General features: G+C 70.5%; 13 protein-coding genes. 3 read left to right on the top strand and 10 right to left on the bottom strand.

The genetic code is table 11. The annotated features are described in order from the left end of the window. Positions 1-274: 274 nt before the first annotated feature. From ACFYXC_RS28550 to ACFYXC_RS28540, 3 genes are all read right to left on the bottom strand, one after another. Entirely contained in the window at positions 275-1,186 is a 912-nt protein-coding gene (locus ACFYXC_RS28550; RefSeq protein ID WP_389554708.1) for an ADP-ribosylglycohydrolase family protein, read from the bottom strand. A 12-nt stretch (positions 1,187-1,198) separates the two neighbouring features. Further along, on the bottom strand, positions 1,199-1,876 hold the full coding sequence (locus tag ACFYXC_RS28545) for a histidine phosphatase family protein (protein WP_388925551.1): 678 nt from the start codon (positions 1,874-1,876) through the stop codon (positions 1,199-1,201). An 80-nt stretch (positions 1,877-1,956) separates the two neighbouring features. Next, entirely contained in the window at positions 1,957-2,562 is a 606-nt protein-coding gene (locus ACFYXC_RS28540; RefSeq protein ID WP_388925554.1) for a YdbC family protein, read from the bottom strand. Positions 2,563-2,714: 152 nt separating this feature from the next. On the opposite strand from ACFYXC_RS28540, the gene ACFYXC_RS28535 reads away from it, so the two are divergent. Further along, positions 2,715-3,248 (top strand): TerD family protein, encoded by a 534-nt coding sequence (locus ACFYXC_RS28535; protein WP_388925557.1) that lies wholly within the window; start codon positions 2,715-2,717, stop codon positions 3,246-3,248. 108 nt (positions 3,249-3,356) lie between these two features. Here ACFYXC_RS28535 and ACFYXC_RS28530 read toward each other — a convergent pair whose 3' ends face one another. Both ACFYXC_RS28530 and nrdR read right to left on the bottom strand, forming a co-directional pair. Next, positions 3,357-6,266: a vitamin B12-dependent ribonucleotide reductase gene (locus tag ACFYXC_RS28530; RefSeq protein ID WP_388925560.1), complete on the bottom strand. Its 2,910-nt coding sequence runs from the start codon at positions 6,264-6,266 to the stop codon at positions 3,357-3,359. A 151-nt stretch (positions 6,267-6,417) separates the two neighbouring features. Continuing rightward, the gene (gene nrdR, locus ACFYXC_RS28525) at positions 6,418-6,969 is read right to left on the bottom strand and encodes a transcriptional regulator NrdR (protein ID WP_388925563.1); all 552 of its coding nucleotides are present in this window, start codon (positions 6,967-6,969) and stop codon (positions 6,418-6,420) included. Positions 6,970-7,496: 527 nt separating this feature from the next. Here nrdR and lexA point away from each other — a divergent pair. Beyond that, positions 7,497-8,279 (top strand): transcriptional repressor LexA, encoded by a 783-nt coding sequence (lexA, locus tag ACFYXC_RS28520; RefSeq protein ID WP_362782620.1) that lies wholly within the window; start codon positions 7,497-7,499, stop codon positions 8,277-8,279. 157 nt (positions 8,280-8,436) lie between these two features. On the opposite strand, the gene ACFYXC_RS28515 is transcribed toward lexA, so the two are convergent. The 5 genes from ACFYXC_RS28515 to ACFYXC_RS28495 form a co-directional block, all read right to left on the bottom strand. Further along, the gene (locus ACFYXC_RS28515) at positions 8,437-10,413 is read right to left on the bottom strand and encodes an ATP-dependent DNA helicase (RefSeq protein WP_389554704.1); all 1,977 of its coding nucleotides are present in this window, start codon (positions 10,411-10,413) and stop codon (positions 8,437-8,439) included. Positions 10,414-10,513: 100 nt separating this feature from the next. Continuing rightward, positions 10,514-12,736, bottom strand: a complete 2,223-nt coding sequence (locus ACFYXC_RS28510) for an IucA/IucC family protein (RefSeq protein ID WP_389554702.1) — start codon at positions 12,734-12,736, stop codon at positions 10,514-10,516. A 57-nt stretch (positions 12,737-12,793) separates the two neighbouring features. After that, the gene (locus ACFYXC_RS28505) at positions 12,794-13,528 is read right to left on the bottom strand and encodes a GNAT family N-acetyltransferase (protein WP_389554700.1); all 735 of its coding nucleotides are present in this window, start codon (positions 13,526-13,528) and stop codon (positions 12,794-12,796) included. Between the two features lie 39 nt (positions 13,529-13,567). After that, positions 13,568-15,628 (bottom strand): IucA/IucC family protein, encoded by a 2,061-nt coding sequence (locus ACFYXC_RS28500; protein ID WP_389554698.1) that lies wholly within the window; start codon positions 15,626-15,628, stop codon positions 13,568-13,570. 31 nt (positions 15,629-15,659) lie between these two features. Further along, positions 15,660-17,189 carry a diaminobutyrate--2-oxoglutarate transaminase family protein gene (locus tag ACFYXC_RS28495; protein WP_389554696.1) on the bottom strand — a complete coding sequence of 510 codons (1,530 nt, stop codon included), beginning with the start codon at positions 17,187-17,189 and terminating at the stop codon, positions 15,660-15,662. Between the two features lie 329 nt (positions 17,190-17,518). On the opposite strand from ACFYXC_RS28495, the gene ACFYXC_RS28490 reads away from it, so the two are divergent. Further along, entirely contained in the window at positions 17,519-18,745 is a 1,227-nt protein-coding gene (locus ACFYXC_RS28490) for a trypsin-like serine peptidase (RefSeq protein WP_389554694.1), read from the top strand. Positions 18,746-18,867: the final 122 nt, after the last annotated feature.

Below are 18,867 nucleotides of genomic sequence, written 5' to 3'. Positions count from 1 at the left end.
GAACCGGTTTCTCGTCGGCGCCGGCCCGAAATGATCAACGAGCGGCGTGGCGGAAAGGTTAACCGGGGCACACTCGGCACAGCGGGTCACTGTCTCTCTGTGGCAGGGCTGTGACAGTCACCGCCCCAAGCACCAGGAGAAACGCGCTCACGCGCGCGTGCGGCCCGCGAACCCGAAACCAATCCCCGCCCTCGCCCCATGCCCCGCGCTCGCTCTCGCCCTCGCCCTCGCCCTCGCCCTCCGCAGCATCAGCCGGCGACAGCCCTCTCAAGCCCTAGCCGGCGGTCTCCCGCACCAGCCAGCCCGGCAGCGCCTCGGTGCGCTCCACCCACTCCGCGGGCGGCGCCCCCGCCCTCCCCGCGGCCACGACGCCTCCGACGATGGCGCAGGTGGTGTCCATGTCGCCGCCCACCTGTGCGGTCGCCCAGAAGCCCTCTTCGTAGTCGTCCAGGGCACGCGCGGCCGACCAGAGGGCGAACGGCACCGTGTCATGGGCGGTCGTGCGCCGCCCGCAGCCGAGGACGGCCGCGACGGTGGCCGTGTCCCCGTAGTCGAGCATGTCCCGGGCGCGTCGCAGACCCGCGCCCACGGCGCTGCGCGGCACCAGGGCGATGACTCCGTCGAGCAGCGCGTCGGGCCGGGGCGGGCCGTCCGGCGCCGCCGCCAGCGCGGCGGCGGCCGCCACGGCCATGGCGCCGACCACCGCTTCGCGGTGCTGGTGGGTCGGGTAGGCCGAGATCTCCGCCTGGTGAGTGGCCTGCTCCGGGTCGTCCGCGTACCAGGCGCCCAGGGGGGCGATGCGCATGGCGGCGCCGTTGCCCCATGAGCCCTGCCCCTTGAAGAGGGCCGAGGACAGTTCGCGCCAGTCGCCGCCCTCCCGGAGCTGCCGCAGCAACCGGTCGACGGCGGGTCCGTAGTCCCGGCCGATGTCGTGGTGCTCGGCGAAGGAGCGGGCCAGTACGTCCTGGTCGACCCGGTGGTGGGTGGCCAGAGTGGCCACTACGGAGGAGGCCATTTCCGTGTCGTCGGTCCACTTCCAGGGGCCGGGCGGCAGTGCGCGGTCCTTGAGCGACGGATAGTTCACCGGCACGAAGAACTGCGAGCCGAGGGCGTCCCCGACCGCCAGTCCGCGCAGGCTGGCCAGGGCGCGGTCCAGGCGCCCGGCGGGAGAGAGGTCAGCGGTCATCGCTCTGTCACTCTATCCGCTGATTCCGTACGGTTCCGGGTCCACGTAGGGCTCCGGATCACGCCAGCGTTCGAACGGACGATCGATCGTGTATCTGCCGTCCTCACCGAGGACGAGCATCCGCATCTCCGCGTTCCCGGGGTTCGACAGCGACTCGAACTCGGCGACCGTCCAGTGGAACCAGCGCATGCAGAAGAGCCGCATGGCCAGGCCATGGGTCACCAGGAGCACGTTGGGCGGGTGATCGCCCGCCTCGAAACTCCGGAACAGGCTCTCCAGGAAGTTGCCGACCCGGTCGTACACGTCGGCACCGGACTCGCCCTGTGCGAAGCGGTAGAAGAAATGCCCGTACGCGTCGCGGTACGCCTTCTGCAGACGTACGTCGTCCCGGTCCTGCCAGTTTCCCCAGTCCTGCTCGCGCAGCCGGGGCTCCTCCCGGACCCGTACCCGGCCCGGGTCGAGGTGGAAGGCCCGGAAGGTTTCGTGCGTGCGGCGGTACGGGGAGACGTAAACGCTTACCCGCTCGCGGCCGAAGACCTCCCTGAGCCGCTTTCCCGTCTCCTCCGCCTGTCGCCACCCCTTCTCGGTGAGCGCCAGAGCGTGGTCGGGTTCCCGCTCGTAGACGGAGTCATCGGCATTGCCCACCGACTCGCCGTGCCGGACAAGAACGATGCGCCGTGGACGTGCCATACCGAAACCCTAGATCGGGTCACGCCCGATCGAGCACTCGTACGGGCTCCATACGTCACAGGTCACACAATTCACGGCCTTCAGACGGTCCAGCCCGGTTCCAGCTGGACGATGTCCCCCGTGAGCGCCACGACGTCCGCCTCTATCTGGGCCCGCAGGGCGAGCCGCTCCACGCGTTCGGCGCGGTACTTGCCGTGTTCGGCGGCCGACTTCCACATGGAAAGGACCAGGAACTCATGGCCGGGCGCCTCCCCGAACAGTCCCCGGACCATGCCGGGCGAACCGGCCATGGCGGGGTTCCAGACCTTCTCCTGCATCAGGGCGAAGTGCTCGGCACGCTCCTCGTGCACACGGCAGTGCGCGACCCGCACCAGGTCGGCCTCGGTGAAGCGCGGTTCGAAACCGGTCTTCACGTCGAACCGGTGATCGAAGAGCTTTGCGTGCTGGTCCTTGAAGGTGCCCGACTGGGAGGCGGCCAGCCGGTCGTGGGAGCGCGCCATGAAGGAGTCGTAGAAGGCACGGCTCTCCCAGAAGGCGAAGATGTGGGCGACTCCGGGCCTTCCCCGGCTCCATCCCCCGCCCTGCCCCCGGAATCCCGGCTCCCCCAGAAGTCCCGCCCACTTCCGCTGCCCCCGCTCGAAACCGCGGCGGTCGACCACGGTGCAGCGAATCCACTTGACCAGCACCGCGCCATCGTACGGCCCAGGACGTGGCGTCGGTCACGCTCGGGCGGACTGCATGCGCCCGCACGCCCCCGTGCGCGTGGCACGATGGGCAACCTGCCTCACCTGCCCGGCAGTTGAGGCGTCCGACACAGCGGGACCAGGAGGGACATGCGGTGAACGGCCTGAACAAGGGCATCAGCAAGGTCGAGGTCTCGGTGAAGTGGGATCCCGGTCCCGCCGGTGAGCCGGCCGTCGATCTCGACATCGTCGCCGCCACCTACCTGGCGGCCGACCCGCACGCACACCCCGACTACGTAGTGCACTTCGACAGCCGCTCCCCGGACGGCACCATCTATCTCAACCGGGACAGCAAGGACGGCAAGGGTTTCGGCTGGGACGAGGTGATGACCCTGGAGCTGTCCCGTCTCGACAGGCGCTACACGCGCGTGATGGTCGGTGTCGCCATCCAGCAACGCACCGGACGGCGCACGTTCGTCGGCGTGCACAACCCGGCGCTGCGGATCCGCGAGGGCTACACCGTCCTGGCCGAGGACGACTTCGGCGCGGTACTCGGCGCCACGGCCACGACGGTCGCGGAGTTCGTTCGCGACGACTCCGGAGAGTGGGGTTTCCGTCAGGCCGTCCGCGGCTTCGACGCCGACCCGGCGACCTTCGCAAGGATCATGGGCAGCGCCGACGAGTCCTGATCCGCCGACGCAGGTCGAGACGCACGTCGAAGGGGCGGTACGGCTGTGGCCGTACCGCCCCTTCGACGTGCGGGTCCGCCCGGGTTCACACCCGGGCGGCGCCCTCGATCAGCTGCAGCCGCTGGTGGAGCCGCAGCCCTCGCAGATGTAGCAGGAACCGGCCCGCTGCATCTTCGTACCGCAGGAGAAGCACAGGGGGGCGTCCGCCTGGATGCCCAGCTGCATCTCCACCAGTTCGGCACTGGTGTGGGCCTGCTGCGGAGCGGGCTTGGCCGCTTCGACCTCGGCCTTCGGGGTGACGACGGCCTTCAGTTCCTGCGTACGGGGCGCGGACTGGGCCAGCCCCTCGACATCGACGTCGACGTCTTCCTCGCTGGACTCGTACGAGCCCGTCTCCAGGTGGCGCTGCCGCTCGTCGGCCGAGTGGATGCCGAGTGCGGAGCGCGTCTCGAAGGGCAGGAAGTCGAGCGCCAGGCGGCGGAAGATGTAGTCGACGATCGACTGCGCCATCCGCACGTCCGGGTCGTCCGTCATGCCGGCCGGCTCGAAGCGCATGTTGGTGAACTTCGAGACGTACGTCTCCAGGGGCACGCCGTACTGCAGGCCCACGGAGACGGCGATCGAGAAGGCGTCCATCATGCCGGCGAGGGTGGAGCCCTGCTTCGACATCTTCAGGAAGACCTCGCCGAGACCGTCGTCCGGGTAGGAGTTGGCGGTCATGTAGCCCTCGGCGCCGCCGACCGTGAAGGACGTGGTGATGCCGGGACGGCCCTTGGGGAGGCGCTTGCGGACCGGACGGTACTCGACGACCTTCTCGACCGCGGTACGGATGGTGTCCTCGGCCTTGGCCGTCACGGCGTCGGTCGCGGTCTTCTCCTTCTCCTTGGTCTTGGCGGAGAGGGGCTGGCCGACCTTGCAGTTGTCGCGGTAGATCGCGAGCGCCTTGACGCCCATCTTCCACGCCTCGAAGTAGACCTCTTCGACGTCCTCGACGGTCGCCGTCTCCGGCAGGTTGACCGTCTTGGAGAGCGCGCCGGAGATCCACGGCTGGATGGCGGCCATCATGCGGACGTGGCCCATCGCGGAGATGGAACGCTCGCCCATGGCGCAGTCGAAGACCTCGTAGTGCTCGTGCTTGAGGCCGGGCGCGTCGATGACATTGCCGTGCTCGGCGATGTGGGCGACGATCGCCTCGATCTGCTCCTCCTGGTATCCCAGGCGGCGCAGGGCCTGCGGCACGGTGCCGTTGACGATCTGCATCGAGCCGCCGCCGACCAGCTTCTTGAACTTGACCAGCGCGAGGTCGGGCTCGAGGCCGGTGGTGTCGCAGGACATCGCGAGACCGATGGTGCCGGTCGGGGCGATGACCGACGCCTGCGCGTTGCGGAAGCCGTTCTTCTCGCCGAGGCGCAGCACGTCCTGCCAGGACTCCGTGGCGGCGGCCCAGATCGGCGTGTCCAGGTCGTCCACGCGGGGAGCCACGGCGTTGGCGTCGGCGTGCTGCTTCATGACGCGCTGGTGGGGCTGCGCGTTACGGGCGTAGCCGTCGTACGGGCCGACGACCGCGGCGAGCTCCGCCGAGCGCTTGTACGAGGTACCGGTCATCAGCGAGGTGATGGCGCCGGCGAGGGAGCGGCCACCGTCGGAGTCGTACGCGTGTCCGGTCGCCATCAGGAGGGCGCCGAGGTTGGCGTAGCCGATGCCCAGCTGCCGGAAGGCACGGGTGTTGTCGCCGATCTTCTGGGTCGGGAAGTCCGCGAAGCAGATGGAGATGTCCATCGCCGTGATCACGAGCTCGACGACCTTGGAGAAGCGCTCGACGTCGAAGGACTGGTGGCCCTTGTTGTCGTCCTTCAGGAACTTCATCAGGTTCAGCGAGGCGAGGTTGCAGGACGTGTTGTCCAGGTGCATGTACTCGCTGCACGGGTTCGAGCCGTTGATCCGGCCGGACTCCGGGCACGTGTGCCAGCGGTTGATCGTGTCGTCGTACTGGATGCCCGGGTCGGCGCAGGCCCAGGCCGCCTCGGCCATCTTGCGGAAGAGCGACTTGGCGTCGACCTCCTCGATGACCTCGCCGGTCATGCGGGACGTCAGACCGAACTTGTCGCCGTTCTCGACGGCCTTCATGAACGTGTCGTTCACGCGGACCGAGTTGTTGGCGTTCTGGTACTGGACGGACGTGATGTCGTCGCCGCCGAGGTCCATGTCGAAGCCCGCGTCGCGCAGGGCGCGGATCTTCTCCTCCTCCTTGACCTTGGTCTGGATGAAGTCCTCGATGTCGGGGTGGTCGACGTCCAGGATGACCATCTTGGCGGCGCGGCGGGTGGCGCCGCCCGACTTGATCGTTCCCGCGGAGGCGTCGGCACCGCGCATGAAGGAGACGGGACCCGAGGCGTTGCCGCCGGAGGAGAGCAGTTCCTTGGAGGAACGGATCCGGGAGAGGTTCAGGCCGGCGCCCGAGCCGCCCTTGAAGATCATGCCCTCTTCCTTGTACCAGTCGAGGATCGACTCCATGGAGTCGTCGACGGACAGGATGAAGCAGGCGGAGACCTGCTGCGGCTGGGGCGTGCCGACGTTGAACCACACCGGCGAGTTGAAGCTGAAGATCTGGTGCAGGAGGGCGTACGCCAGCTCGTGCTCGAAGATCTCGGCGTCGGCGGGCGAGGCGAAGTACCTGTAGTCCTCTCCGGCCTTCCGATACGTCTTCACGATGCGGTCGATGAGCTGCCTGAGGCTCACCTCGCGCTGCGGGGTGCCCACGGCGCCCCGGAAGTACTTACTGGTGACGATGTTGACCGCGTTCACCGACCAGAAGTCGGGGAACTCGACGCCACGCTGCTCGAAATTGACCGAGCCGTCGCGCCAATTGGTCATGACGACGTCACGGCGCTCCCAGGCAACCTCGTCGTACGGGTGCACGCCCGGGGTGGTGTGAATGCGCTCGATACGCAGTCCCTTGGTGGCCTTGGTGCCCTTCGTGCGGGAACCTCGTGCCGGACCGCTCGCCGTCTCTGTCATGCCGCCTCCCTGTATCAGGCTAAAACGCCCTGAAGTGCCTCGTTCTTCCCGAGGCACGTATATATCTGGTGATGCGGGCATCGCCTACGCGTCCGCCCGCAACAGGTCTGTGGTCGCCGCCGCTCGGCCGGGCCGCTGCCCGGCCTCCTCGTCAGTCGGCGGCGCCGGCGGGTTCGGGGACCTCGACGGCCCCCGGCGACCCGCGGTCGCTTCCTTGGCACCCCTCGCACACGTCTTCGTCGGCCGCGGCGGAGCCGTGCGTCTCTTCCCTGAGTTCCGTGATGGCGGCCTCGAAGTCCTCCAGCGAGTCGAACGCCCGGTACACGGACGCGAACCGCAGATAGGCGACGAGGTCGAGCTCCTGCAACGGGCCGAGTATGGCCAGCCCCACGTCATGGGTGGTCAGTTCGGCACTTCCGGTGGCCCGCACCGCCTCCTCGACCCGCTGACCGAGCTGGGCGAGCGCGTCCTCCGTGACGGGCCGTCCCTGGCACGCCTTGCGCACGCCGTTGATGACCTTCGTACGGCTGAAGGGCTCGGTGACTCCGGACCGCTTGACCACCATGAGAGAACAGGTCTCCACGGTCGTGAACCGGCGGGAGCAGTCGGGACACTGGCGGCGCCTGCGGATCGACGTACCGTCATCCGTCGTACGGCTGTCGACGACGCGGCTGTCGGGGTGCCTGCAGAAGGGGCAGTGCATTGGCTCCAACCCTCCTTCACAGCACGACTCAATAGCCTCAACAGGCCACTCGGGCCCCTCGAAGAGCCCCCAGCATAGGCGATGACCTACAGCTCGGAAGACCGGGGGACCACAACTTCTGGGCCGCTGTGGAACTCGGACCACTATATGTAGGGCCTGACCCTAAATTCACGCTCTCCGCGCGTGTCGCACCGGTATTGGCATGTGCCGCACGGCCATTCCGGCGAGGAGCGTACGGGGATACGGTGGGCGCCGGCGGGACGGGGGCCGGTTCCCGGCCCGTGGGACACCAGATGGCAGACTGACCCGCGTCCCGCTCCGACCCACAAGGCCACGATGCCGGCGGCGGAAAAGGGGCGGAAAGTGCGCTGGCGGGCACTTCTGCCCGCCTCGGGCGGCGGTAGTCATACACCCAGATGCGTGATCACGTCAGGCCAACCGCGTTTTTTCACTCGAACGTGTGTTTGGCGCAACCTTTCGAAAGCAACTACCGTTGTCCAGCAGGGAGACGAACGAGAGGGGCCGACGTGACCACCACCGCAGACAGTGCCACCATCACTGCCCAGGACCGCTCCCAGGGCCGATTTGAGCCGGTGCATGCCATGAATGAAACCGCGAACCAGGAGGGCACCAAGCCGGCACGCTCCCTGCCGGGCCGACCTCCAGGCATCCGGGCGGACAGCTCCGGACTCACCGACCGGCAACGCCGGGTCATCGAGGTCATCAGGGACTCCGTACAGCGGCGGGGATACCCGCCGTCCATGAGGGAGATCGGGCAGGCCGTCGGCCTCTCCAGCACCTCCTCGGTCGCCCATCAGCTGATGGCACTGGAGCGCAAGGGCTTCCTGCGCCGCGATCCGCACCGCCCCAGGGCCTACGAGGTGCGCGGATCGGACCAGTCCACCGCACAGCCCACCGACACGGCCGGCAAACCGGCCGCGTCGTACGTCCCGCTGGTGGGCCGTATCGCCGCCGGTGGCCCGATCCTCGCCGAGGAGTCGGTCGAGGACGTCTTCCCGCTGCCCCGGCAGCTGGTCGGCGACGGCGAGCTCTTCGTCCTCAAGGTCGTCGGCGACTCGATGATCGAGGCGGCGATCTGCGACGGCGACTGGGTGACCGTCCGCCGCCAGCCGGTCGCGGAGAACGGCGACATCGTGGCGGCCATGCTGGACGGCGAAGCCACGGTCAAGCGCTTCAAGCGCGAGGACGGCCACGTGTGGCTGCTCCCGCACAACAGCGCCTACCAGCCGATTCCCGGCGATGAGGCGACCATCCTCGGGAAGGTCGTGGCGGTGCTCCGGCGGATCTGAGAATCCACCCCTGACCGGGCCCCGGGACCTCTGCGCCGGTTCCGGGGCCCTGCGCTGTCCGTACGCTGCGGAACCGGCCGAGCCGCGGACGCCTGCCGGACCGCACCTGTCCGCTGGGCCGCACCCCGATCCATGAGGGGTGCGGCCCAGCGCGCGTTCACGCCTCTTCGGCCTTCCGTGCCTTCTCGTCGATGGCCGCCAGCGACCGCCGCACCTGGTTACGGTCCGTCGTGTACCAGAAGTCCGGCAGGGACGCCTTCAGGTAGGTGCCGTAGCGCGCGGTGGCGAGACGCTGGTCGAGCACGGCGACCACCCCCCGGTCCCCCGTCGCCCGTACGAGGCGGCCGGCGCCCTGGGCCATGAGCAGGGCCGCGTGCGTGGCCGCGACAGCCATGAAGCCGTTGCCCCCGGCGTCCTCCACCGCCTTCTGGCGTGCGCTCATCAGTGGGTCGTCGGGGCGCGGGAAGGGGATCTTGTCCATGACGACCAGCTGACAGCTGGCGCCCGGGACGTCCACTCCCTGCCAGAGCGAGAGCGTCCCGAAGAGACAGGTCTTCGGGTCCGCCGCGAAGTTCTTGATCAGCTCGCCGAGGGTCTCCTCGCCCTGCAGCAGGATGGGGAACTCCGGGATCCGCGTGCGCAGCTCCTCGGCGGCGAGCTGGGCGGCCCGCATCGAGGAGAACAGCCCGAGCGTACGGCCGCCGGCCGCCTGGATCAGCTCGGTGAGTTCGTCGAGCATGTCCCCGCGGTCGCTGTCACGGGCGGGTCTGGCCAGGTGCTTGGCGACGTACAGGATGCCCTGCTTGCCGTAGTCGAAGGGCGAGCCGACGTCGAGGCCCTTCCAGGGCGGGACGTCGTCCCCTTCCGTACCTTCGGGAGCCAGTCCCAGCGAGGCGCCCACGCCGTTGAAGTCGCCGCCGAGCTTCAGGGTGGCCGAGGCCAGGATGACGGACCGGTCCGTGAAGAGCTTCTCGCGCAGCAGGCCCGACACGGACATCGGCGCGACCCGCAGGGACACCCCGAAGCGGTCGTGCCGCTCGTACCAGACGACGTCCCACTCGGAGCCGTTCGTGATGCGCTCCGCCACGTCGTGGACGCTCTCCACCGAGGCGAGGGCCTGTTTGCGCACCGCGTCCTCGTCGGTGACGGACTTGTCGCGGGTCGCGCCGATCCCCGAGATCACCGTGCGGGCGGCGTCCCGCAGGGCCATCAGCGCGTACCCGAGGTCCTCAGGGATCTCCTCGAGTCGGCCGGGCAGCGCCAGCTCCATCAGCCGCTCGAAGCCCTCGGCGGCCGTCTGCAGCTGGTCGGCCGCCTTTTCGTTGACGAGCTTCGCCGCTCGGCGCACGGCGCGGTTGACCTGCCCCGGCGTGAGCTCGCCGGTCGCGACCCCGGTGACCCGCGAGACCAGCTCGTGGGCCTCGTCCACGATCAGCACCTCGTGCTGCGGAAGGACCGGAGCTCCCTCGATGGCGTCGATGGCCAGCAGCGCGTGGTTGGTGACGACGACATCGGCGAGCTTGGCCCGCTCACGGGCCGCCTCGGCGAAGCACTCCGCTCCGTAGGCGCACTTCGAGGCGCCGAGGCACTCCCTGGAGGAGACGGAGATCTGTGACCAGGCCCGGTCGGAGACTCCGGGGGTCAGATTGTCCCGGTCCCCCGTCTCCGTCTCGTCCGACCACTCACGGAGCCGCAGCAGGTCCTGGCCCAGTTTGCTGGTGGGCGCGGCCGCCTCGAACTGGTCGAAGAGGCCCTCCTCCTCGTCCTGCGGCGCCCCTTCGTGGAGGCGGTGCAGGCACAGGTAGTTCGACCGGCCCTTGAGCATCGCGAACTCGGGGCGGCGGCGCAGCAGCGGATGCAGCGCGTCCACCGTGCGCGGCAGGTCCCGCTCCACGAGCTGCCGCTGGAGCGCCAGGGTGGCCGTCGCGACAACCACCCGCTCCCCGTGCGCCAGCGCGGGCACCAGATAGCCGAGCGACTTGCCGGTGCCGGTGCCCGCCTGGACCAGCAGGTGGGAACCGTCGTCGATGGCCTGCGCGACGGATTCGGCCATGGTCACCTGGCCAGGGCGCTCCGTGCCGCCGACGGCTGTGACGGCGGCGTGCAGGAGTTCGGGGAGTGAGGGCTCTGTCATAGCCCGACCACCCTACGGGTCGGCACCGACAACCGGGTGATCACGGCGGAGGCGGGGGACGTGATCAGGACGTCGGCGCTGCCGGGAGCACGGTGGGTGATCACGACTGGTGGAGCGGGTTGGGGACGGTGCCGTGCACGGCGGCGTGCGGGCGCTGGGGCCGGTCCCGATAGCCGTCGAGATGCAGCCGGTTGCGGTTCAGGCAGAGCCGCTCAATACGGGGGGTGAGCAGGTCGAACGTCTCGTGGCGTTCCTTGAGCTCCGGGAAGAGCCTGTGGTGCCGGATGATCTCCGCCCGGACGAGTGACCAGAACTCGTCCTCGGGGACGCCCAGTTGTTCCTGGCAGAGCGGGGCCAGATAGCGGAAGACACCGACGAAGAGCCCGGAGTGGATGAACTGTGTGAGGAAGGCGGCCGGCTCCGTGAGCAGTACCGCCCGTACGTCGTCGGGCATGGAGGCGTGCTCGGGGAGCCTCTCGGCGCTCACGTTCACGTCGTCCACGAAGTCCTTCACCGCGAGCCGTACCGGCACGTCGTGGTCGTCGAAGACGACGATCGCGTTCTCGCCGTGTGGGCTGAACACCGTGCCGTAGCGGTAGAGGAAGTGCAGCAGGGGTGGCAGGAGCGCGGCGAAGAGGCGGCTCAGCCAGCTTCGCGGTGCGAGGCCCGAGCGCTCGACCAGCTCCGCCGCGAAGGCACGGCCTTCGAGGTCGGTGTGCAGGAGCGCGGCGAGAGTGCGGGCGCGTTCGCCGGGCGCGAGATGGCGGGAGAGCGGCTCCCGCCAGATGGCGCCGAGCAGTTCCTTGTACTGGTAGGGGACCTCGGGGAGCGCGTCGTACACCGGGTGCCCGACCGTCACGGACGCGACCTCGCCCAGCAGGATGACCCCGCAGGTGTCGTGCAGGAAGGGGTCGGAGTCGCGCAGGCCGTGCATCCAGGCGGTGACGGCCGGGGCGGCGAGCGTGCGTTCCGTCGGCAGACCGCGCCACACGAGGGTGTTGAGCACGGACAGCGGCAGTTTCACGGTGTGCCGGTCCGGGCGTGAGGTGTTCAGGAACGTGCGGATCGACTGCTGGGGCAGGCGCAGGTCGCCGTCCGGAGGCAGCGGGACGATCGCTCCCGCAGCGACCGAGGGCGCGAAGAGCGGCAGCACGACATCGTTCCACTGCCAGGGGTGTACCGGCAGGTAGAGGTACGCCTCCGGAGCGCGCCCCCGCGCGCGCAGTGTCGTGTCGTAGGACTCCCGGACGGCGGGGTCGAGCTCGCGTGCGTAGAGCTGGTCGGCGGTGTCCAGGCCCTGGACGCCCCGGTAGGTGGCGAGCGAGGTGTGCACGGCGATCCACGGCAGGGCCGTCGCCGTGCGGCCCTCCGGTGCCCACTGGGCGGCGTCCGTCGCGGAGAAGCCGAGGCGGCCCTTGTTGAGGACGATCCAGGGGTGTCCCGTCTGGTGTCCCTCCAGCTCCGCGTATCCGAGGTCGGCGAGGCGGGCGGCCGGGAGCGCGGTGTGGTCGAGCCGTGCGTCGGCGGCGAGCGTGGTGGACATTTCCCGGATGACGTGGCCGAGGGTGGCACCGTCGAGGTCGAGGGTGGCGCGGGCTCGGGTGAGGAAGTCGAGGGGGTCGGTGTAGGGGCGCCGGCGTGGCGCTGCCCCGGCCGCGTTGTCGGCCTCGTCGGCTTCGCGAGGCCCGCCGGCTACGTCACTTCCGTCCGGCCCGCCGGTTCCGTCAGGGCCGCCGGTTCCGTCTGCTCCGGGCGCCTCGGTCAGGGTGAGGGAGGACGGGTCCACCTGCCAGCTGTCGTACGCGCCGCGACGGGCACGGAAGGTGAGGATGCCGCCTGCGTCGAGACGGAGCGTGTAGGAGCGCTTGTCGGCGGGACCGGTCTCGGGCGGCTTCGTGGGGGGCGGGTCCTGGTGCCCGGAGGCGGGCGACGCGGTCGGCGGCCACCCGGCGTCCGTGCCGGGCGGCGAATCGTCTCCTCCGGGTTGCTCGGAGCGGCCGGAGGAGTTGGAGGGGGCGACAGCGGATTCGGCTGCCGCCGCTGTGGCACCGGTGCCGTTCCGGTCCGGTTCTGGTGCCGGTTCTGGTCCCGGTGCCAGCTCCGGTGCCGGCTCGGGCTCCGGTTCCGGTTCTGGTTCTGGTGCCGGCTCCGGCTCCGGCTCCGGCTCCGGCTCCGGCAGCAGAATCTCCTCGTGTGCGAACTCGCCGATCATCTTCGCGAGCAGGCGGCGCCCCGCCTCTTCCCAGCGTGCCGGGGTCAGTTCTGGCGGGTCGTAGAGGCGTGACGGCTCTCCAGGGACAGGGGCGGCGGGCGGGTTCGGCACGAGGACTCCTCGACTGGGAACCTGATCGGGACGAGCGGTGTACTGGAAGTGACGGCGCTACAGCAGATCGCGCAGGGCCCGGTCCCGGACCATGAGGGCTGCCTTCTTGTCGGGCAGTTCCACCTCGGCGGAGAACCGGAAGCCGGCACTGAGGAAGGCGGACACGGAGGGGGTGTTGCGAAGGTCGGGCTCCGCGACGACTCGCGCGCATGAGGGGCGCCGGTCGAGGACGAGGTCGGAGACAGCACGGAGCAGGATCGTGCCGAGCCCTCGCCCGCGATGGGCGACACCACCGATGAGGAGGTGGATTCCGGTGTCGTGAAGGCGGGCCGGGTAGTGGCGGGCCAAGGGGTCCAGATCCGCGCGGTAGATCTCCCAGTAGCTCATCGGTGTGCCGTCCAGCAGGCCGAGGCACGGGACGCTGCGTCCGTCGCCGTCGAGCTGCGCCCGCAGGTGCTCCTGGGTCGCGGTCCCTGGCCCGGAGAGCTCCCAGAAGGCGGCCACGGCAGGGTCGTTCATCCAGCGGGTGATGAGCGGCAGATCGCGGTCGATGCGTACGGGGGCCAGCTGGAAGGCACCGACCGGGGTGGCTTTCGGTCCCCAGTCCCCGACGCCGTCGAGCAGGTCCTCGCCGGTCGCCCCGGTTTCGGCGCCGCCCGCGAAGAGCGCGAGGAAATCGTCGGGCAGGCGCAGGTCGAGGGTGTCCTGGCTGTCCGCACCGGAACCCGTACGGTCGCGGGCGCCGGTGCGGGGGGCGGTGCCGGCGTCGGTGCTCGCATCGGTGGGAGGCACGGCGACGCTCCTCTCAGAAGACGGAATGGGTCATGGTCCTCAGGGACGAAGGGGGTTGGCGATGGTGACGTAGACGGACTGGGTGTCGACGGGGCCGACGAGCTCGTCGAGGCCGTGCAGCCGGGTCAGCAGGTTGGCCTTGCAGCGCAGGACGGGTGAGTCGAGCAGGTGGGCGGGCAGGGTGGACCGCAGCCGCGCGGGTCCGGACGCGGCGTTGGTGAGGAACCGGCGGAAGGCGGCGAGCAACAGCCGTTCGTCGGCCAGGCGCTGCGAGCCGAAGGCCCCGATGAGGCCGAGGACGTTGTTGATGGCGAGGTAGTAGGCGAACCGTTCGTCGGTGACCGCGTCGGAGACGAAGGTGTCGCTGTGCTCGCCGATGCCCGGCAGTCGCCTGTCCAGTTCCGAGCGCCGGGACTCGCGGAAGTAGTAGCCCTGGTTGTCTCGGTAACGGCCGCCGCTGGGCCAGCCCTCCGGGTCCAGCAGGAGCAGGGTGTTCTGCTGGTGGGCCTCCAGCGCGATACCGGCCTCGCCGTCCAGCCAGAGGACGGGGCGGACGACGTGCTCCAGGTAGCGCAGGAACCACTCCGCGGCGACGGCGCCGCGGGGTCGGCCGGTGCGGCCCGCGAGGCGGGTGACGATCTCGGTGAGCCGGGACCGGCTCGTGGTCCTGTTCTGCTCGGTGTGGCGGGGGTCGGTGGACGTGGCCGCCGGCCTGGGCGAGACCAGTCCGGCGATGCAGGTGACGTCGTCCGTCGGCGTGAACGGGTTGTGGCGGATCATCACGTCGAGGCCGGGAAGGGGGGCGCCGTCGGTGTCGTTCACCGCGAGCCACGCGGGGTCGCGGACGATGTCGAAGCCGGGGTGGGCCGCGTGCCACCGTTCGGCGAGGCCGGCGCGGAGCAGGCGGTGGACCTCGACACCCCGGTGGAATTCCTTACGGAGGTTCTCCCGGCGGGAGTTGGTGATGCGCAGGCCCAAGGACAGCTTGAGCATCGCGAAGGCACCGGAGCGGTAGACCGTGCGGACGGAGGAGGTGGGGGACCACGGGGAGCCGTGGACGCCGAGGTCCCGGAGCAGTCCGGCGTCCAGGAGTCGCGCCGTCCCCCGGCGATGGTGGACCTCGCGGAGCTGCCAGGGGTGCATCGGCAGGGCGGCGTATCCGTCGGGCAGGTGCAGTCCCGCGCCGGCGAGCCGCGAGGTGAGCTGTTCCGCCGGGACAAGACGTCCACGCTCGGTCCACGCGGAGTCGGTGGCGAGTACGGAGGGGGCGACAGCCATCCAGTGCAGTGCGAAGGAGCCGCGCGTCTCGGGCGAGTAGAGCCGGTTCTCGGCCGAGGAGAGTCCTTCGCGGCTTTTCGGGGTGGGGTGCAGCGGGTGGCCGAGCAGCAGCGACTGTTCGGCGGAGAGGAAGAGGTCGGGGCCGTCGGCGGGGTTCTGTCTGCGGTCCGCGATGAACACGGCGGTCCGTCGCAGGGAGTCCGCGACTCGGCCGACCAGATCGGCTTCGCCGGTCGGGGCCTCGGGCTCGCCGGTCGCATGCGGCGCCCCGCACTCGCCGGTCACGTACGGCGGCTTCAACTCGCCGGTCGCGTGCGGCGCTTCGGGGGTGGTCGCATCGGCGGGCGCGTCAGTCGGGGCGGAGGCGGTGGGCGCGGCCGGGGCTTCGGGCGTCAGGGTTTCGCGCTCCAGCAGGGCGGCCAGCGTGACGGCGTCGGTGGGGGGCGCCTGGTCCGGGGCGTCGGCGAGGTGGGGCGGGCCCAGTCGGTGCCATCCGGTGGCGGACCAGTAGTGGACCGGGACGACCAGGGCTGTGCCACTGGCCGGGAGCGGGATGCGCAGGGCGCCGTCGGCGGGAGCGGGGAGGTCGTGTTCGCGTACCCAGCAGCGCAGCAGGTTCTCGACGGTCGCGGCGTGGGCGGCGGTGCGCGGGTCGGGGTGTTCCAGCAGGTCGGTGGTGGTGCCGTACAGCCCTTCGGACCGTCCGGACCCGCTGTTCTGTCGGGGGACCGAATCGGCCCCCGGTCCGTGTGCAACCTGCGTGCCTCGGGCCGCTCGATCATCGGTGTGGGGGCGGCCGTCGGATGCGGGGCTGTCGTTCAAGAGGGTTCCTTGGGGGGTGGTGCTCGGACGGTTATGGGGACACGGTCCGGTCGGCGTGCTCGGACGGCGGTCGTCGGGTACCTGTGAGGCCGTCATCCGTGCGGTGGGCGTCGGTGAGTCGGGCCTCTGTGCGTCGGGCCTCTGTGACCCGTGGGCCGGTGGGACTTCTCGCGACCTCCGCCACCGCGTCCGTGAGCCTGTCGAGCACCGCGGCCGCCTGTTCGTCGGTGATCGTGAGCGGTGGGAGCAGTCGCACCACCGCGGCGTGCCGGCCGCCGAGTTCCACGATCAGTCCGCGTCGCAGGCACGCCCGCTGGACGGCGGCAGCCAGTTCGGGCGCGGCCGGGGGAGGTCCCCCAGGGGTCGCCGACGGATCTTCGGGGTCCACGAATTCGACGCCGATCATCAGTCCCCGGCCGCGCACCTCGCCGACGCAGGCGAAGTCCGCCTGCAGACAGCGGAGTTGCGTGATCATGCGGGTGCCCAGTGCGGCGGCGCGCTCGGCGAGGCCGTTCTCGCGGACGTACGCGAGGGTCGCGGCGCCCGCGGCCATGGCGAGTTGATTGCCGCGGAACGTGCCGGCGTGGGCGCCCGGTTCCCATACGTCGAGGTCGTCGCGGTAGACGACGACGGCCAGGGGCAGGCTGCCGCCGATGGCTTTGGAGAGGACCATCACGTCGGGTGTGACACCGCTGTGCTCGACCGCCCAGAAGGTGCCGGTCCGGCCGACCCCCGTCTGGACCTCGTCGGCGATCAGCGGAATGTCGCGGGCCGCGGTGATCTCCCGTATCCGCCGCATCCAGTCGTCGCGGGCGGGAAGCACCCCGCCCTCCCCCTGCACCGGTTCGAGGATCATGCCCGCGGGGCGCGCCACCCCGGACTTGGGGTCGTCGAGGACGGACTCCGTCCAGCGCGCGGCGAGTTCGGCCCCGCGCCCGCCCCCGGCGCCGAACGGGCAGCGGTAGTCCTGCGGATAGGGCAGGCGCGTCACCCGTACGTCGGGCGCGCCCCCGGACACCGCGAGCGCCCCCGCGGTCATGCCGTGATAGGCACCGGTGAAGGCGAGGACGCCGTCGCGTCCTGTCGCGGTGCGCACCAGGGTGAGTGCGGCCTCCACGGCATCCGTACCGGCGGGGCCGCAGAACTGCACGCGGGCACGGTCGGCGAGACCGGGCGGCAGTGTGCGGAACAGCTCGGTCGTGAAGGCGTCCTTGACGGGTGTGGCCAGGTCGAGGACGTGCAGGGGGGCGCCCGAGTCGAGGACTGTGCGGATGGCCTCCAGCACGACCGGGTGGTTGTGGCCGAGTGCCAGCGTGCCCGCGCCCGACAGGCAGTCGAGATAGCGGCTTCCGTCGGCGCCCTCGATGGTCAGCCCGCGCGCCCGTACGGGGACGATCGGCAGGGCGCGCGCGTAGGTGCGCGCCGCCGACTCGCGCGCTGCCTGCCGTCGCAGGATCCCTTCCTGCGCCGCGCGCGACCGCGCGGTCTCGTGCGCGGCACGCGCCCCCACCGTTTCCTGCACACCGGGCGCCACCTCGGGCGCGGACTCCGTCACAGCCACGTCTGTCGGTCCTCCAGCTGCCCAGAGGCGAGTTGCCGGTCCGCCCGATGGGAGGCGGCAGGGGGATGAACGCAGCCGGAACGTCCCCCGTACGTACCAACGACGAGGACCGCGCGGGGCAACGGCGGAACGAAGATCCTTGCCGTGACGGAACCGTTGCGGGTCCGTCGGAAGTCCCCCACAGCAACGGCATAGTCTGTGGTGCCGTTCGGCGGTACTCGCTGATCAGCACCCACGGTCCACGCCGGGCACGCGCGGGTCCCAGGATCCGTACGAGGCCCCGGGTGGCAGCACAGAGTTGTTCGTTCACCTCCAGGGGGAGTCACACCATGCGACCGATACGCCCGCTCTTCGCCGCCCGCCGAGGGAGGAGCCCGCGCCGCAGAACCTCCCCCGTGCTGGCCGCGGTCGGCCTGGCCACCGCGCTGGCCCTGACCGGCACCGCCTGCGACTCGGGGGGTGACACCGACGCGTCCGCCGAGGCGTCGGCGACCGCCGCCGGCGACGGCAAGATCCACATCCCGGACGACATCAGGGACAGGCTCAAGGATCACGGGATCGACATCGACAAGTGGAAGGGCGGCGCCTGGAAGGACTGGGACAGGGACGACTGGCTGCGGGAGGCCGGTGACTACGTCAACCCGGTCATCGCGGACCTGTGGGACCCGGACCGCATGCGCGAGGCCGAGAACCCTGACCAGGGCAAGGGTGTCGACGAGAGCGACCTCTCGGGCGACCAGGGTGTGACCGACCCCGAGCCGGCGCCCGTAGAGGCGCAGGCCGTTCCGGCGGGCTACCACGAGAGCGTGCCCGAGGCGGGCAAGGTGTTCTTCGACTCCCCCGAGGGCACGATGGTCTGCTCGGCGACCGTGGTGGAGGACCCGGCCCATCCGGGCAAGTCCAACCTGGTGTGGACCGCGGGCCACTGTGTGCACGCGGGCAAGAAGGGCGGCTGGTACCGCAACATCGCCTTCGTGCCCTCGTACAACGACGACGCCCTGTCGGCGACGGAGCTCCAGGGCGCCACCGAGGAGGAGGTCGCTCCGTACGGTGTCTGGTGGGGTGACTGGGCGCAGACCTCGGACCAGTGGATCGAGCGGGGCGGCGCAACGGGCGGCGACGGTGCCTCGTACGACTACGCCGTCATCCATGTGACGCCGGAGAAGGGCGGCGACGGCACGTCCCTGGAGGAGACCGTGGGTTCGGCTCTCCCGGTGGACTTCGACGCTCCGGCGGTGTCCCAGGTCGGTGACATCACGGCGACCGGTTACCCGGCGGCGAAGCCGTTCGACGGGGAGACCATGTACCAGTGCGCGGACAAGCCCGGCCGGCTCTCGATCGCCGAGTCCGAGCCGACGATGTACCGCATCGGCTGCACCATGACCGGCGGTTCCTCGGGCGGCGGCTGGGTCGCGACGGGCTCGGACGGCAGCCCCGCGCTGGTGTCCAACACCTCGATCGGCCCGGTGACCGCGGGCTGGCTGGCGGGTCCGCACCTGGGCGCGGAGGCCAAGGGGATCTACGACGCGGTGAGCAAGAAGTACGCCGAGCAGTAGCGGCGCAGCGGCGAACGGCGGCAGGGTGACCGCACGGAAACCTTCACCACCCGGCCGCCGTTCGTCCCCGACTCTCCGGGCATAGTGGGGGGTCGCGGTGGCAGGGGCTCGCGCAGAGCCTT

Source organism: Streptomyces sp. NPDC002701 (assembly GCF_042889045.1).
In the GTDB taxonomy this organism is placed as follows: domain Bacteria; phylum Actinomycetota; class Actinomycetes; order Streptomycetales; family Streptomycetaceae; genus Streptomyces.
This window is presented reverse-complemented; position numbering and strand designations above follow the sequence as displayed.